Raw genomic sequence first — 16,811 nt, forward strand, 5'->3', positions numbered from 1 at the left:
TATATCCTTTAAATGAAATTTTTACAAAAATATCTCGCCATTATACTAAAAAAATATTTATATTTAGCTTATAAATCTTCTTTATTGTGTCTAATTAATATTTTTTTATGTTTATAAAGCCCTGTTCCCACAGGAATCATTCTTCCCAATACGACATTCTCTTTTAAATCTTCTAAGAAATCGCGTTTTGCTGATATGCTTGCTTCCGTTAAAACTTTTGTGGTTTCTTGAAATGAAGCTGCAGAAATAATAGAATCGCTACTAATTGCAGCACGTGTAATACCTAATAATACAGGCTCTGCAATCGCAGGATTACCTCCTTGTTGCAACACTCGATCGTTCTCTTCTTTAAAATGTCGTCTACTTACCAAATCCCCCTCGATAAATTTAGTATCACCGCTATCTAAGACTTTGACTTGCCGTAACATTTGTGAAACAATAATTTCAATATGCTTATCCGCAATGGCAACACCTTGTCTGCGATAAACTTGTTGCACTTCACTTACAATGAATTTATGCAACTCTTTTTCTCCATTAATTCTAAGGGTATCATGACTACATATAGAACCATCGCTTAACATCTCACCAGCATGCACAAATTCACCCTCGCGGACAAGAATTTGTTTTGATTTATCAACAAGATATTCTGCTTGTCTACCGTCATCCGCGGTAATCGTAATTCTCTCCTTACCTCGTATAGGCTTACCATAACTAATATAACCATCAATTTCTGCCAATATGGCAACATCTTTTGGTTTCCTTGCCTCAAACAACTCAGAAACTCTTGGCAAACCACCTGTAATATCTTTTGACTTAATGGTTGCTTTCGGAACTTTTGCAAGAACATCTGCAACCTCAACTTTCTCACCTTCTGCAACTAAAATTACACTTTTTGGTTCAAGGTTATATATATGTTCTTTTTCTTTAGAATCTGTGATCACAATAGCCGGTTTATAACCTGCTGGAATATATTCTTGCACACTGAGCGATTTAATATGTGTTTTCTCATCTTCTTTCTCTATCGCAGTTGTGCCAGCAACAATGTCTTTAAAACTTACAACACCTGCATAATCCGCGATTGTCAATGTATTATAAGCATCCCAAGAAGCAATGAGAGAATCTTTGTTGGTGTTTTTACTTGCCAATCTAGTATTTTTCCCAACTTGCTCATTATCTTTTACTTCAATCTTAGAACCACGTGCAATATAATGTCTGCAAGCCTCTCTATCATCGGAATCTGCGATTACTGCAAAAAGCCCTTTTTCCTTTACAACCATACCTTGCGTAACTTCTTTATACCTCTCTAACTCATCTGAAGTAAGCCGATAGTATTTTACAACACCATCGGCATTTGCCATAATATTTTGCACTACAGGTTCGTTATCGCTAATATGTAACTCACTTGCATAAGGAATCCTATTTGGAATATTCCAACCATCTTTTATAACATCTGCTATACTTCCACCATTTTTTACCTTATAACCTGTATCATGCGGAATATAAAGCTTACCTTCAATTTTGCCTATAACTCCAGCCAACTCCCTTGGTGTTGCAATATCTGACTTTTTAATTTCATAAACTTTCTCACAACCTACCCCCTTAAGCTTTAATAAGATTTTATCGTGCATTGCTTCAACTTCCAAAACACCATCAAAAGGTGCTTTAATTTTTGGCTCAACAAGCAATACTGAAGCATTTCTTCTATTAGAAATAATGTATTTACCATCTTTATTCTTATAAGGCTTAATATTATAGTATCGAATAAAACCTTCTTTTGTTGCTACAACCTGATTATCCTCTTGTGAACGACTTGCTGTCCCACCAACATGGAATGTTCTAAGGGTAAGTTGCGTACCCGGCTCTCCAATAGATTGTGCTGCAATAACACCAACTGCATCTCCTATTGTACTCATTCTGCCCTCACCCAAATTTAATCCATAACATTTAGAACAAATACCCCTTGGTGCTTTACATGTTACAGGGGTGCGAATACTTACAGAACGAACACCAGCACTCTGAATTTGTTCTGCAATTTCCTCATTAATAAGTTTACCTTCATGCACAAGCACTTCTTTTGTAATTGGGTCATATACTTCAGTTGCAGTGACACGTCCCATAATCCGCTCTTGCAAAGGCTCAATCATCTCATTCCCAATAGCAATATCTGTAGTCTCAACACCCTCATGTGTGCCACAATCTTCCATAGTAATCTTCACATTCTGACTCACATCTATGAGTTTTCTCGTAAGATAACCAGCATTTGCTGTTTTAAGTGCAGTATCAGCTAAACCTTTTCTTGCACCATGTGTAGAAGTAAAGTATTCTAAGACATTTAAACCTTCTTTAAAATTTGAAATAATTGGTGTCTCAATAATACTTCCATCTGGTTTCGCCATAAGACCACGCATTGCTGCAAGCTGTCTTATTTGTGTTGCACTACCCCTTGCACCAGAATCTGCCATCATATAAATCGAGTTAAACCCACCTTTATCTTTTTCAACAATCTCCATCATTTCTTTCGCCATATTATTATTTGTCTCTGTCCAAATATCAATGATTTTATTGTATCGTTCCTGTATAGTCAATGCACCATTTTCTGCTTGTAATTGAATTTCGCGAACTTTTCCTTTTGATTCATTAATCATTTTTTGTTTTGATTCTGGAATGATAATATCTGCAGCAGAAATAGAAACCCCAGCTTTGGTTGCATACTTAAACCCAAGATTTTTCAAATCATCTAAGAAAGTCGCCGTTAAACCAACACCTCCTTCTTTATATACACAGTCAATAAGATTTGAAATGTCTTTTTTCTTCAGAACACGATTCCATAAATGCTGAGAAACAAAATCTGGAAGAATTGATTTTATTACCATCCTACCAGCTGTCGTTACAAGAGTATGTCCATCAAGCACAACACGAATTGTGCTATTAATATCGAGTTCATCAAACTCCATAGCCATTGAAATTTCGTTGAAATTTGAAAAAAGTTTATGCTCTCCTTTTGAGTTTTGTCTCTCAAGGCTAAGGTAGTAAAGCCCTAAAACCATATCCTGACTTGGAACAGCGACAGGCTTACCACTCGCTGGTAATAGAATATTCATAGAACTTAGCATAAGTATCTTGCACTCAGCAATTGCCTCTTTACAAAGTGGAACATGCACCGCCATTTGATCACCATCAAAATCCGCATTAAATGCTGAACATACAAGGGGATGAAGTTGAATTGCTTTACCGTCGATAAGTTTAGGATGAAAAGCTTGAATAGATTGCTTGTGCAAAGTAGGAGCACGATTAAGCATTACAGGATACCCTTCGATAATTTCTTGCAAACATTCCCATACTTCATTTGATTTTTGCTCAATCATTTTCTTAGCTTGTTTAATTGTCTTAGCATGACCTTTCTCTTCAAGTTTTGACAATAAGTGTGGCTTAAATAACTCAATAGCCATATTTTTAGGCAATCCACATTGGTCCATACGTAAGCTTGGTCCCACAACAATAACACTTCTACCCGAAAAATCCACACGCTTACCAAGTAAATTTTGTCGAAATCTCCCTTGTTTTCCTTTAATAATCTCTGAAAGAGATTTGAGAGGTCGTTTATTTGCCCCTTTAACAGCATTGGAATTTCTACCATTATCAAAAAGTGCATCAACTGCTTCTTGCAACATTCTCTTTTCGTTGCGGACAATGATCTCTGGTGCATCAAGCTCCATAAGCCTTTTAAGTCGCTGATTGCGATTAATTACTCTTCGATAAAGATCATTAACATCACTTACAGCAAACTTTCCACCATCAAGAGCAACAAGAGGACGCAAATCAGGTGGTAATACAGGAAGTACAGTAAGCATCATCCATTCGGGACGATTTCCTGAATTCAAGAAACTTTCGACAACTTTCAACCTTTTCACTAAAAGTTTTTTCTTTGCTTCAGAGTTTGTTGCCACAACATCTGCCTTTAAAGAATTAAGTAATTCGACTAAATCCAAATCCTCTAACAATTCTTTTACAGCTTCACCACCCATTTGTGCTTTAAAGCCTGCGAGTTCGAAACGACCATTAATATTCTTGAATTGCTCCTCATTCAATACATCGTATTTATGCACTCTTTTTGTAAGCTCATTATCATAAAATGCATCACCAGGATCTTTAACGATATATGCCTCATAATATAACACTCGCTCTAAATCTTTCATTTTTACACCAAGCAATGTGCCTATACGACTAGGTAAAGAACTCACATACCAAATATGTGCCACAGGAGTAACCAATTCAATATGCCCCATTCTTGAACGACGAACTTTTGCTGTGGTTACTTCTACGCCACATTTTTCACAAATAACATCTTTATAGCGTCCTTTTTTATACTTCCCGCATTGACATTCATAATCACGCACAGGTCCAAAGATCTTTGTGCAGAATAATCCATCTCTTTCAGGCTTCAATGTGCGGTAATTGATAGTTTCTGGTTTTTTTACTTCACCCTTGCTCCAAGAACGAATCTTATCTGGGCTAGCTATAACAATTTGAAACGCATTAAAGTCTTTAGGTCTTTCTTTTTCATTTTCACTAATCTTCAAAGGTTCAGTATCATCATCACCATACACATTTACATCAAGTGCAAGAGACTGCAATTCTTTTGTTAAAACATAAAAAGTCTCTGGAATAGCAGAATCTCCTATTGGATAACCTTTTGTAATTGCTTCATAAGCCTCCCTCCTACCATTAACATCATCAGATTTAATTGTAAGCATTTCTTTAAGCGTATGAGCTGCACCATAAGCTTCTAGTGCCCACACTTCCATTTCTCCAAATCTTTGCCCACCAAAAAGTGCTTTTCCGCCGACTGGTTGCTGTGTCACAAGGGAATAAGGTCCTGTGCTTCGTGCATGCACCTTTTCGTCAACAAGATGATGAAGTTTGAGCATATACATATAACCTACATTTACGCGTTCGCGTATTTTTTCACCTGTTTTACCATCATAAAGTTCTGTTTTTCCGTCCATATCAATTTTTGCAAGTTTAAATAACTTATCAAACTTTTCTTGTGAAATACTTTCAAAAACAGGAATTGCAAATTTTACACCTCTACTCCAATCTTTTGCATAATCAAGAATTTGTGTCTCACTTGCATTTTTAAGAAGTGTAATAATTTCTTGACTCTCATTAACAGCTTTTGCGACTTCAATAAGTTTCTCTTTTAATTCAATACTAAATGCATATTGTTGTTTTTCAAGTATCTCTTCAATTTGTTCACCAAATCTCTTTCCAACAAGCCCTAAGTGCATTTCTAAAATTTGTCCGATATTCATACGACTAGGCACACCAAGTGGATTCAATACAATATCCACGGGTTCTCCATCTGGAGTATAGGGCATATCTACTGCAGGAACAATTGTGCTTACTATACCCTTATTACCGTGTCTCCCTGCCATTTTATCACCAACTTTTAACTTGCGTTTTGTTGCGATATAAATTTTCACTAATTTTACAACACCGTTAGGTAAAATATCGTCTTTTTCTAAAATAGAAAGTTTTTCTTCATGTTCTATACCTAATATTTTCTTTTGATCCAAGAAATTAACTTTAATTTGTTCATATTGTTTTTGGATTTCTTGCGAATAGCTTTTAACAAGGGTATTTAATGCAAATCGATTAATCCCCTCAAGCTCTTCTTTTGGAATCAATGCCCCTTTTTTAAAGTGCTTATCATTAATTTTAGCATCGGCACTCAAAGGCTCTTTAGACAACATATAAGAGATTCTAAGCATCTCTTCTCTATTAAGCATAGTGAGTTGTTCATGGTGTTCTATATCTAAATTAGTCTTTTCTTCTTCATATGCTCTCTTTGCCCTTTCATCTTTATCCATGCCTTTTTTTGTAAAAATTTTTACATCAACGACATAGCCTTCCATGCTTTGAGGACAATAAAGAGATTTATTTACAACATGCCCTGCTTTCTCGCCAAAAATTGCTCTCAGCAATCTTTCCTCTGGTGTGGGTTTTACATCTCCTTTTGGTGTTACTTTTCCTACCAAAATCATACCACCTGAAACATAAGTCCCAATTTTTACAATACCGCTTTCATCAAGGTGAATCACATCTTCTTCACGAACATTTGGAATATCAATTGTGATTTCCTCAGTGCCATGCTTTAATTCTCTTGCTTCAATTTCTTTTTCATAAATATGAATAGAAGTAAAAGCATCATCGCGAATAAGCTTCTCACTTACCACAATCGCATCTTCAAAATTATAACCATTCCATGGCATAAACGCAACTCGAATATTTTTCCCTAATGCCAACTCTCCATTATCCATGCTCGGACCATCTGCAATAATCTGTCCATCTTGAATTTTATCGCCAACTTTTACTATAGGGCGTTGAGTGAAGCTTGTATTTTGATTTGTTCGCATATTTTTTTGCATAGAATAACTATCAATATACGCACCATTCTCGTTCTCACCTAAGATATAAATATTTTTACCATCAACCTTTTCGACAATACCACTTTGTTTTGCCTTAATTGCTTCCCAAGAATCTCTTGCTATCACACTTTCAATCCCTGTTCCAACAATTGGTGCATCTGGATTCAGTAAGGGGACTGCCTGACGTTGCATATTTGACCCCATGAGTGCACGGTTGGCATCATCATGTTCTAAAAAAGGAATAAGGGCTGCTGCAATACCAGGCAACATTCTAGGACTCAAGTCAATTAATTCAACATCTTCGGCTTTCCTTAATGAGATTTCACCCCCACAGCGAGTTTCTATCAGATTCTCAGCAATTTTATCATCAGAATCCAATTTTGTACTTGCTGGTGCAATTACTTTACCATCTTCCTGTGTTGCCGTAAGATATACAATCTCATTAGTAACTTTTTTATCTACAACTTTTCTATATGGAGCTTCAATGAAACCTAAGTCATTTACCCTTGTAAATGTAGATAGTGTATTTATGAGACCGATATTTTGTCCTTCTGGTGTTTCAATAGGGCAGATTCTACCATAATGTGTTGGATGCACATCGCGTGCTTCAAAACCAACCCTTTCTTTCACAAGCCCACCTTCTCCAAGTGCAGACAACCTTCGTTTATGGGTAATTTCAGAAAGTGGATTTGTTTGATCCATGAATTGAGAAAGTTGTCCGCTTGAAAAAAATTCCATGATTGTGCTTGTAATCATTTTAGAACTAATTAAATCATGTGGCATAACATTTTCAAATGAAGCTTGCTGTGTTAATTTATCCTTGATAGATTTCTGCATTTTTACAAGTCCGGAATGTAGCTCATTTGCAAGTAACTCGCCAATAGCACGAATCCTTCTATTCCCTAAATGATCTCTGTCGTCAATTCTTCCTTTTCCATTACGAACCTGCATAAGATACTTAACGGTTTCGATAATATCCTCATAAGTAAGCACGGTAATATACTCTGGAACATTCAAATTAAGCTTATGATTCATTTTCATTCGCCCAACACCTGTCAAATCATAACGAGATGGATCAAAAAACAATTGATCGATAAACTTCTTCGCAACATCTTTGGTTACAGGTTCTGCTGGACGCATAACTTTGTAAACTCTTATCGCAGCTAAATCACTCTCATCTTCAATTTTCTCTGTTTGACGAATAACTTTAAGGCTTTCCATATCTGCGAGAAATGAATTGATAATAGAATTGTCATGACCAGGTGCAGTATCATGAACAATTTTAAACTCACTAACACCAAATTCCATTATCTTCTTAAGATTCATGTCATTCATTGGTGTTAATATATCAAGAATTATTTCGCCCGATTTTTGATTAATAATTGGCTCTGCAAGATATGAAGAAACAAGATTCTGAATGGGATATTCCACTCTATCATAGTTAATATTTTGTTCTTTCAATTCTCGCATACGCTTGTTATTGAATCTTTTTCCGGAGGGCAAAATCACTTGTCCTTTATCGTTTTTTAAATCATATTCTAAACTCCCTTCTAAATCATTTGGATTGAATGGAACATAAAAAATATTATTCTTTACAGAAACATCAAGAATAGGGTAAAACATTTGAATAATCTGCTGTTTTGTATATCCTAATGCCCTAAAAAGGATTGTAACGGGCATTTTTCTACGTTTATTGATACGCACATACATAATATCTTTTGAATCATACTCAAAATATAACCATGCACCCATATTTGGTATAATTTGTCCCGTATAGATGAGTTTATTCGTAGAAGTATTTGATTCATCTTCTTTAAATATTACACCCGGACTCCTATGTAATTGATTTACAACAACTCGTTCTACACCATTAATAATAAATGAAACACGATCAGTCATCAATGGAATCTCACGCACAAAAACATGTTGCTCTTTAATATCTTTTACACTTACTTGCTCGTTTTTATCATCTTTATCCCACAAAATCAAACGCACTTTAATTTTTAATGGAATTGAGTAGGTTAATCCTCTCACCATGGTTTCTTGAATGGTGTATTTTTGTTTGCCAAACTCACAGCTTACATACTCAAGAGTAACCCTTCCCGATGAGTCATGAATAGGGAAAATAGATTTTAAAACTCTTTCAATCCCACTTTCTCTGCCATCTCTTGAATACAAGAAAGTATCGTAACTTGCCTTTTGCAACATTAATAAATTTGGAACTTCCAATTCTTTTTGACTTTTAGAAAAATCAGCCCTTAAGCGTGTGCTTGTTAATCTTTTACCCATATGCAACCTTCTTGACCATAGTTTATGAAGAGCCAAATACTCTCTCTATTCTACTGCATAGAATAGAGACAATACTTGGATAAACACAAAAAGCCCATCAAATGACAGGGTAAAAAACACCAAATCAAAGATAGGCTTTATAATTTAAGTAAGAAATGAAAACTAAGGATATTAATTTATTTCACTTCTACTTTTGCTCCTGCATCTTCAAGCTTTTTCTTAAAGCTCTCTGCATCTTCTTTGCTTATGCCTTCTTTTAAGGTATTAGGAGTCTTTTCTGTGGCATCTTTTGCTTCTTTTAGACCAAGTCCTGTAATTTCACGAACTGCCTTAATTACATTAATCTTATTTGCACCTGCGTCAAGCAAAATAATATCAAACTCCGTTTTTTCTTCCACTGCTACCGCACCACCTGCTACCGCACCACCTGCAACAACAGTTGGTGCTGCACTTACACCAAATTTCTCTTCAAAAGCTTTCACAAGCTCTGATAATTCTAAAACTGATAATGATCCAATATATTCTAATACATCTTCTTTTGAAATAGCCATATTTATGCTCCTTGCTCTTCTTTTTGTTTTCTTAAATTATCTAATCCTGTAACAAAATATCTTGCTGGTGCTGTCCAAACAGAAAGCAACATACCAATAAGTTCATCTCTACTTGGTAACTTAGATACAGATTCTATATGTTTAGAATCTACAATTTCACCATCAAAATATCCAAATTTTACTTTGAAATTTTCATTATTTGCCTCTTGAAATTTACAAACTACTTTCGCAAGAGATATTTGATCATTTGACCAAATATAAATGTTTGTATCTTTTAATTCAGATGGCAAATAACCAGCTTGTTTCAAAGCAATATTTGCAAGTTTATTTTTAATAACACGCACTTGAATATCTGCTTGTTTTGAATCTCTACGCAAAGATTCTAATTTTTTAACAGACAAACCCCTATAATCACAAACGATCATAGCATTTGCATTCTTAAAACTTTCACTCAAGTTTGTTACCAAATCTTCTTTTTTTTTTTTTGTCATTTTTCCTCCTTTCCGACATCTAACTTATACGGGGGGGGGGGGGGTAATTTTAAACTTATGTCCCAGTAGTCTTTAGTCCTAAGATAAATAAAATAAGCCAAAGATCAATATCTATGATTAAATTATAAAATGATACACAAAGATTTTAAATCTTTAAATCATGGTAAAACATGATTCAATTTTTCACTTTAACATATCTAAATATACACATATACAAAACAATCTTATTTCATATCCATAAGTTCTTGAGAATCTATTTTTACAGATGGACTCATAGTCAAGGAAAGATTACTTGAGCGAATGTATTTTCCTTTCGCACTACTTGGTTTTAGCCTATTAATAGTTTTTACTAATTCCACAAGATTATCTAAAAGCTTCGTATTCTCAAAACTTGCCTTACCAATTGGGCTATGGATATTCCCTTTTTTATCAACCCTAAAATTTACTTGTCCACTTTTTGCATTAGTAACCGCTTTTGTAACATCTGCTGTAACTGTTCCTGTTTTTGGATTTGGCATAATCCCCTTTGGACCCAATATTCTCCCAACCTTACCAACAAGGGGCATCATATCCGGTGTTGCAATGACCATATCAAAATCAATATTACCACCTTTAATATGATCCACCAAATCCTCATCGCCAACAATATCAGCACCTGCTTTACGTGCATCATCTGCCTTAAGATCTTTTGCGAATACAGCCACACGCACTTTTTTACCCGTTCCGTGCGGTAACACAACGGCACCACGAATCATTTGGTCAGCATGTCTTGGATCGACTCCCAACCTAAGTGCTACTTCAACGGTTTCATCAAACTTTGCTGATGCTAGGGATTTTACGGCAGTAATAGCAGATTCTATATCGTATGTTTTCTCACAATCAATTTTCTGAGATAGAACTTGCAATCTTTTTGAAAGTTTATTTTTTTTCATCATATCCTCCAACTGAATTAATCTATTACTTCAACGCCCATGCTTCTAGCACTGCCTGCAACAATTCTCTTTGCTTCTTCAATGTCAGAAGTATTTAAATCTTCTAACTTCGTTTTCGCAATTTCTTCTAATTGTGCTTGTGTGAGTTTAGCAACTTTATTCTTCAGTGGATTATCAGAACCCTTAGAAATCTTTACACTTGCTTTAATCAAATCAGTAACAGGAGGTTTTTTTGTAATAAAAGTAAAACTTTTATCTTGATATACTGTTATTATTACTGGAATATTAAAACTTCCCATATCCTTTGTCTTTTCATTAAAAGCTTTGCAAAACTCCATAATATTTACACCTCTTTGCCCCAAAGCAGGACCTACAGGAGGAGATGGATTTGCCTTACCTGCTGGAATCTGTAATTTTAATTCACCAACAACTTTCTTCGCCATATTTCTATCCTTAAATCTAAAATATTTTTAAAGAGTTTTCTCAACTTGCACATCATTAATTTCTATAGGAGTATTACGACCGAATATTGAAACATTTAACTTAAGCTTTTTCGAAATCATGTCATAATTTTCCACAACACCAGTGAAGTTAGCAAAAGGTCCATCTGTAATTTGCACAATTTCTCCAACAGAAAACGAAACCTTTGGACGTGGAGCAGGCCTATTTTCAATCTTATCTAAGATTGTTTGAATATCTGCTTCACTTAAAGGTGTAGGCTTTTTGCTCTCTCCAATGAATCTACCAACTCTTGGCAAAGATTGAATTAAATGCCAAAGCTGTGTATCTAAATCTATATGGATAAATACATATCCGGGATAAATGCTTGTCTGTATAGTTTTTTTCTTTTTATCTTTAATTTCAAAAACATCTTCAGTGGGGACAACTATAGCCTTAAGACGATCTTTTGCATTATTTTGATCAATAATATTCTCAATGGCTTTCTTAACAGATTGCTCACTTCCAGAATAAGTTTGTATTGCATACCATTGAAAATTCATAATTGTTCCCTTAGTTTTAAAATTATTTTTTATTACGATACGATACTTGATAAAGTGGTATGAAAAAAGAGATCAACAAGTGCTAAAAATAATGTAACCACAGAAACTACAATAACAACAGAAATAAAAGCAATGCGGATTTGATCCTTTGTAGGAAAAATTACTTTAGCTAATTCATCTTTTGATTCTTGATAATATTTTTTTACTTTCACTTAATATATCCTCGTAAAAATATTAAAAGTCTAAAATTAAAATGGCAGGCCAGGAAGGACTCGAACCCTCAACACTCGGTTTTGGAGACCGATGCTCTAACCATTGGAGCTACTGACCTCCGAACAATACCTAAATATAACCCAAAATCTTAACTATAAAAGTTTTTCTTTATAGTTAAGATTCACACAATCCTTATTTTTATATCAGCTTGTCTTTAGCTTGACTTCCTTATGAATTGTATGTTTATTTAATCTCGGACAGAACTTCTTGAGCTCCAGTTTTTCTGTGTTTGTTTTTGCATTCTTTGTGGTGCTATAATTAATATCACCACATTCGGAACATTTTAACCCAATTTTAATTAAATTACCTTTTGCCATAACCTACCCTACTCAATGATATTGGTTACTGCACCCGCACCAACTGTTCTACCACCTTCGCGAATAGCAAAACGAGTTCCGACCTCAAGTGCAACGGGATTAATCAACTCCACTGTAATCTTAACATTATCGCCAGGCATTACAAGTTCAGTTCCCGCAGGTAGCTGGATTGCACCTGTAACATCTGTTGTTCGAACATAAAACTGTGGGCGATAATTATTATGGAATGGGGTATGACGACCACCTTCATCTTTTGTAAGAACATAAATTTCAGCTTCAAACTTCTTATGAGGAGTAATCGAACCTGGTTTACAAAGAACCATACCTCTTTCAACATCTTCTTTCTTAGTTCCGCGCAAGAGAACTCCGACATTGTCTCCTGCTTCACCCCGATCCATTTCCTTACGGAACATTTCTACACCCGTTACAGTTGTTTTTTGAGTATCGCGAATACCTACGATTTCAACCTCATCACCAACTTTAACAATACCTCTTTCAATTCTACCTGTTACAACAGTTCCCCTTCCTGCAATAGAAAATACGTCTTCAACTGGCATTAAGAAAGTTTTGTCAATATCTCTTTGTGGAGTAGGGATATATTCATCTACTGCTTTCATTAGATCAAGAATTTTCTCACCCCATTCTCCAACACTTCCTGCTTTTGCTTCTTCTAAAGCTTTCAATGCCGAACCACCAACAATAGGGGTATCATCACCTGGGAACTCATATTGATTTAAGAGATCGCGAACTTCCATCTCAACCAACTCAAGCAACTCGGGATCATCAAGCATATCTTGTTTATTTAGAAATACAACGATGTAAGGAACACCAACTTGTCTTGACAACAAAATGTGTTCTCTTGTTTGTGGCATAGGACCATCTGAAGCAGACACAACCAAAATAGCTCCATCCATTTGTGCTGCACCTGTAATCATATTTTTTACATAGTCAGCATGTCCAGGACAATCAACATGAGCATAATGTCTATTTTCAGTTTCATATTCAATATGTGAAGTCGCAATTGTAATACCCCTTTCTTTTTCTTCTGGAGCATTATCAATATTATCATAATCTCTTAATTCTGCAAGACCTTTAGTTGCTAACACAGCAGAAATTGCAGCACTTAAAGTTGTTTTACCATGATCAACATGCCCGATAGTTCCAACATTAACATGGGGCTTATTTCTATTAAATTTCTCTTTAGCCATAGCTATCTCCTCAATATAAAATTAACACAAACAAAAATTGAATAAAAATTCAAAAAAACAACAAAATAAACTGGAGCCCATAAGCGGGATTGAACCGCCGACCTCTTCCTTACCAAGGAAGTGCTCTACCACTGAGCTATATGGGCAATCACACAACTATAATATATTTTATTTCTTGTTGAATAATTTACAAAAAAAGATGATAAAACGAAGAAGTTATTCCAAGTTCTAATCAGCTCCCAGTCGCTTATACTACACATCATCATTTAATGATACACCAAAAAGCATAGTTTCAATGGAGCGGGAAACGGGGCTCGAACCCGCGACCCTCAGCTTGGAAGGCTGATGCTCTAGCCAACTGAGCTATTCCCGCATCACTCATTGTAACAATGGTGGTGAGTCGTGGATTCGAACCACGGAAGACAAAGTCAGCAGATTTACAGTCTGCCCTCGTTGGCCACTTGAGTAACTCACCACAATATAAAACCGGTCAAACACTGATATTTATTTCATTCTATGATAAAAATAAAGAGTTTGATTCTATAAATTAATATGGAGCTGGTTAAGGGACTTGAACCCCCGGCCTGCTGCTTACAAGGCAGCTGCTCTACCAACTGAGCTAAACCAGCAAAATATAAAAAGAATAAAAGAAAGAATGATACACAAAAAAAGTAAGAATGTCAAGAATAAACAATAAACTAGAATATATTTTATAAAAAATTTGTTTTACATGATTTTGAATAAATTAAAGACAAATCAATAGTATTTAAAAACTTATAGCGAAATATCCAAACAACACGCTTCATATTTAAGATTCTCTACTTGCAAAGAAAAATTTTCATGAGTAAAAAATCCTAAATGAATAATTTTGATTCCACAATATTGGATAATAAAATTATCAATATCTCTACTTTCTTTATTATAATCCGCAGAATTCATAAGAAGACAAACAATCTCAATCCCTCTTTTACGCAGAGATTCTATACTCAATAGAATATGATTAATACAACCAAGATAATATTTTCCGACCAAAATTGTAGGCGACTTGAATTGTTGCACAAAATCAATCATACAAAAATGCTCATCAATAGGGGAAAATAATCCACCAGCAAGCTCAATAATGAGATTTTCGCTCTTAGGAATATGTAGCTCCAAACCTTGATATTTTGCATTTTCAAGTCCCTTAGCAATATGTGGGCTAGTTGGGGTATTCAAAACAAAACCTTCAGAAAAAATACGTGTATTTGGACTAAACTGCTTCACTATATCAGAATCTTTTGGAATCCCCGCTTGTATCAACTTAAAATAATCATAACTAAATCCTGCACAAAGTGCAACGCTCGCGTGTGTTTTACCTACATCTGTATGGATACCTGATATATATATCTGCATGTTCTTAATCTTTTTTAATAATTATGGAATATGGATTTGCTAAAAATATAAAAATTCTCTTTTATTCAATTTATAAAATTTGTAGGCACTTCACTATACTCAACCTCTATTTATTAAATCTAAAATATATATTCATGTAAAACTGCTATATGTTGCGTGGCTCTCCAATTTAATTGTAGGCTTCTTTATGAATATAAAAAACTTACTATGAATATTCTAATACACTAATGAGTCTTTATAAATAAACACAATTTAAGGTTTTTCAGAATCTTAGATTCTGAATATAATAAAAAATAACTTTAGAATCTCTTAAAAACCAAAAGTTATTTGACAATCGAAGTGAAAATGAATTTGGCTAGATAATTACGCTTTTGGTGCAATCATATTTGCAGGAACAACAAATTTATCGAAATCTGCTTCACTTAAAAATCCTAATTCAAGACAAGATTCTTTGAGTGAGATGCCTTTTTTATGTGCATTTTTAGCAACTTTAGCAGCCTTTTCATAACCAATATGTGGATTGAGGGCTGTAACAAGCATAAGTGAATTATGAAGGTTGTAATCGATTTTCTCTTCATTGGCTTCAATGCCCTCTGCACAATGAATATTAAATGAATGCATACCATCAGCAAGTAAATCGAGACTTTGTAAAAAATTATAAATAATTACAGGTTTAAAGACATTGAGCTCAAAGTTTCCTTGACTTGCTGCAAAACCAATTGTTGCATCATTTCCCATTACTTGGACAGCAACCATTGTAAGAGATTCACATTGTGTAGGATTTACTTTACCTGGCATAATAGAACTTCCAGGCTCATTTTCTGGAATCAAAATCTCACCTAAACCACAACGAGGACCACTTGAAAGCCATCGGACATCATTAGCAATTTTCATTAAATTTGCTGCTAAACCTTTCATTGCACCATGTGTAAAATTAATTGCATCATGGCTTGTAAGTGCATGGAATTTATTTGGACTTGAAACAAATTTTGTTTTAGTAAGCTTGGTAAGTTCCTCGCTGACTTTTTCACTTAATTGTGGATGTGCATTTAGCCCTGTCCCTACTGCCGTTCCACCTATTGCCAATTCACGCAACATTGGGAGTGTTGCTTCAATTTGCTCTTTTGAATGCTGCAACATTGAGAGATACCCACTAAATTCCTGCCCTAAAGTAAGGGGCGTAGCATCTTGTAAATGGGTGCGTCCAATTTTAATAATACTTTCAAACTTCTTCACTTTTTCCCCAAAAGTTTTAATAAGCTCATTAAGTGCTGGAATTAGTTTATTCTCAACTTCAAGCACAGATACAATGCTCATTGCTGTGGGGAATGTATCGTTTGAACTTTGGCTCATATTCACATGATCATTTGGATGCACAAGCTTTTCTTTTCTAAAATTACCTCCCATAATCTCTGTTGCACGATTTGCAATCACTTCGTTCATGTTCATATTACTTTGTGTGCCAGATCCCGTCTGCCAAACTGCAAGGGGGAAGTTATCATCAAATTTACCAGCAATAATTTCATCACACGCTTGTGTTATCGCTCCCATCTTCTCATCATCAAGTTTCCCTAACTTATTATTGGTAATGGCAAGAGCTTTTTTGAGATTTGCAAATGCATAAACAAGCGTTTTTGGCATTTTTTCAATACCTATTTTAAAATTCTCAAAACTCCGCTGTGTTTGTGCTCCCCAATATTTATCATTTGGAACTTTTACCTCACCCATTGTATCGTGTTCAACTCTGTAGTCCATAGTTATCCTTTATGTTGAAATATGTCTTATTTTACCATAAAAAAGGAGGGAAATATTGCGAATAATCCAACAAATCATTATTTTTTCATAAATTTATAGTGAAAAATTGTAATTTTTATCAGAGAATCTTTTTAATCAAAAATAATAAATTTAATATAAATAAAAATTTTTATT

At 34.7% G+C, this 16,811-nt stretch carries 11 protein-coding genes and 5 tRNA genes; all 16 read right to left on the reverse strand.

The window, feature by feature from the left end; all coding sequences use genetic code 11:
- Positions 1-68 precede the first annotated feature (68 nt).
- Positions 69-8,717, reverse strand: a complete 8,649-nt coding sequence (locus CQA53_RS03260) for a DNA-directed RNA polymerase subunit beta/beta' (RefSeq protein WP_115542590.1) — start codon at positions 8,715-8,717, stop codon at positions 69-71.
- Between the two features lie 176 nt (positions 8,718-8,893).
- Positions 8,894-9,268, reverse strand: coding sequence for a 50S ribosomal protein L7/L12 (gene rplL / locus CQA53_RS03265; protein WP_115542591.1), 375 nt, complete (start codon positions 9,266-9,268; stop codon positions 8,894-8,896).
- A 2-nt stretch (positions 9,269-9,270) separates the two neighbouring features.
- Complete coding sequence (gene rplJ / locus CQA53_RS03270) at positions 9,271-9,759, reverse strand: 50S ribosomal protein L10 (RefSeq protein ID WP_115542592.1); 489 nt, start codon at positions 9,757-9,759, stop codon at positions 9,271-9,273.
- Between the two features lie 224 nt (positions 9,760-9,983).
- The gene (rplA, locus tag CQA53_RS03275; RefSeq protein ID WP_115542593.1) at positions 9,984-10,691 is read right to left on the reverse strand and encodes a 50S ribosomal protein L1; all 708 of its coding nucleotides are present in this window, start codon (positions 10,689-10,691) and stop codon (positions 9,984-9,986) included.
- Positions 10,692-10,708: 17 nt separating this feature from the next.
- On the reverse strand, positions 10,709-11,134 hold the full coding sequence (gene rplK, locus CQA53_RS03280; protein ID WP_115542594.1) for a 50S ribosomal protein L11: 426 nt from the start codon (positions 11,132-11,134) through the stop codon (positions 10,709-10,711).
- A gap of 27 nt (positions 11,135-11,161) precedes the next feature.
- Positions 11,162-11,692 (reverse strand): transcription termination/antitermination protein NusG, encoded by a 531-nt coding sequence (gene nusG, locus CQA53_RS03285; RefSeq protein WP_115542595.1) that lies wholly within the window; start codon positions 11,690-11,692, stop codon positions 11,162-11,164.
- Positions 11,693-11,724: 32 nt separating this feature from the next.
- A complete protein-coding gene (gene secE, locus CQA53_RS03290) occupies positions 11,725-11,904 on the reverse strand; it encodes a preprotein translocase subunit SecE (RefSeq protein ID WP_115542596.1) in 180 nt (59 codons plus the stop codon).
- A 42-nt stretch (positions 11,905-11,946) separates the two neighbouring features.
- Positions 11,947-12,023 (reverse strand) — tRNA-Trp (locus CQA53_RS03295).
- Positions 12,024-12,108: 85 nt separating this feature from the next.
- On the reverse strand, positions 12,109-12,282 hold the full coding sequence (gene rpmG / locus CQA53_RS03300; RefSeq protein WP_115542597.1) for a 50S ribosomal protein L33: 174 nt from the start codon (positions 12,280-12,282) through the stop codon (positions 12,109-12,111).
- Between the two features lie 8 nt (positions 12,283-12,290).
- The gene (tuf, locus tag CQA53_RS03305; RefSeq protein ID WP_115542598.1) at positions 12,291-13,490 is read right to left on the reverse strand and encodes an elongation factor Tu; all 1,200 of its coding nucleotides are present in this window, start codon (positions 13,488-13,490) and stop codon (positions 12,291-12,293) included.
- Between the two features lie 71 nt (positions 13,491-13,561).
- Positions 13,562-13,636: transfer RNA gene (locus CQA53_RS03310), tRNA-Thr, on the reverse strand.
- Between the two features lie 150 nt (positions 13,637-13,786).
- Positions 13,787-13,863 (reverse strand) — tRNA-Gly (locus tag CQA53_RS03315).
- 17 nt (positions 13,864-13,880) lie between these two features.
- Positions 13,881-13,965 (reverse strand) — tRNA-Tyr (locus tag CQA53_RS03320).
- A 78-nt stretch (positions 13,966-14,043) separates the two neighbouring features.
- Positions 14,044-14,119 (reverse strand) — tRNA-Thr (locus CQA53_RS03325).
- A 145-nt stretch (positions 14,120-14,264) separates the two neighbouring features.
- Positions 14,265-14,882 carry a dethiobiotin synthase gene (bioD, locus tag CQA53_RS03330; protein WP_115542599.1) on the reverse strand — a complete coding sequence of 206 codons (618 nt, stop codon included), beginning with the start codon at positions 14,880-14,882 and terminating at the stop codon, positions 14,265-14,267.
- Between the two features lie 363 nt (positions 14,883-15,245).
- Positions 15,246-16,637: a class II fumarate hydratase gene (gene fumC, locus CQA53_RS03335; RefSeq protein ID WP_115542600.1), complete on the reverse strand. Its 1,392-nt coding sequence runs from the start codon at positions 16,635-16,637 to the stop codon at positions 15,246-15,248.
- Positions 16,638-16,811 lie beyond the last annotated feature (174 nt).

The sequence above is a fragment of the Helicobacter didelphidarum genome, assembly GCF_003364195.1.
Lineage (GTDB): Bacteria > Campylobacterota > Campylobacteria > Campylobacterales > Helicobacteraceae > Helicobacter_A > Helicobacter_A didelphidarum.

What these genes read in the sequence shown, in the direction of transcription:
- bioD (WP_115542599.1), bottom strand. Translation starts at nt 14,882, where the DNA reads ATGCAGATATATATATCAGGTATCCATACAGATGTAGGTAAAACACAC.
- CQA53_RS03260 (WP_115542590.1), bottom strand. Translation starts at nt 8,717, where the DNA reads ATGGGTAAAAGATTAACAAGCACACGCTTAAGGGCTGATTTTTCTAAA.
- rplA (WP_115542593.1), bottom strand. Translation starts at nt 10,691, where the DNA reads ATGAAAAAAAATAAACTTTCAAAAAGATTGCAAGTTCTATCTCAGAAA.
- rplK (WP_115542594.1), bottom strand. Translation starts at nt 11,134, where the DNA reads ATGGCGAAGAAAGTTGTTGGTGAATTAAAATTACAGATTCCAGCAGGT.
- nusG (WP_115542595.1), bottom strand. Translation starts at nt 11,692, where the DNA reads ATGAATTTTCAATGGTATGCAATACAAACTTATTCTGGAAGTGAGCAA.
- rplJ (WP_115542592.1), bottom strand. Translation starts at nt 9,759, where the DNA reads ATGACAAAAAAAAAAAAAGAAGATTTGGTAACAAACTTGAGTGAAAGT.
- fumC (WP_115542600.1), bottom strand. Translation starts at nt 16,637, where the DNA reads ATGGACTACAGAGTTGAACACGATACAATGGGTGAGGTAAAAGTTCCA.
- tuf (WP_115542598.1), bottom strand. Translation starts at nt 13,490, where the DNA reads ATGGCTAAAGAGAAATTTAATAGAAATAAGCCCCATGTTAATGTTGGA.
- rplL (WP_115542591.1), bottom strand. Translation starts at nt 9,268, where the DNA reads ATGGCTATTTCAAAAGAAGATGTATTAGAATATATTGGATCATTATCA.
- rpmG (WP_115542597.1), bottom strand. Translation starts at nt 12,282, where the DNA reads ATGGCAAAAGGTAATTTAATTAAAATTGGGTTAAAATGTTCCGAATGT.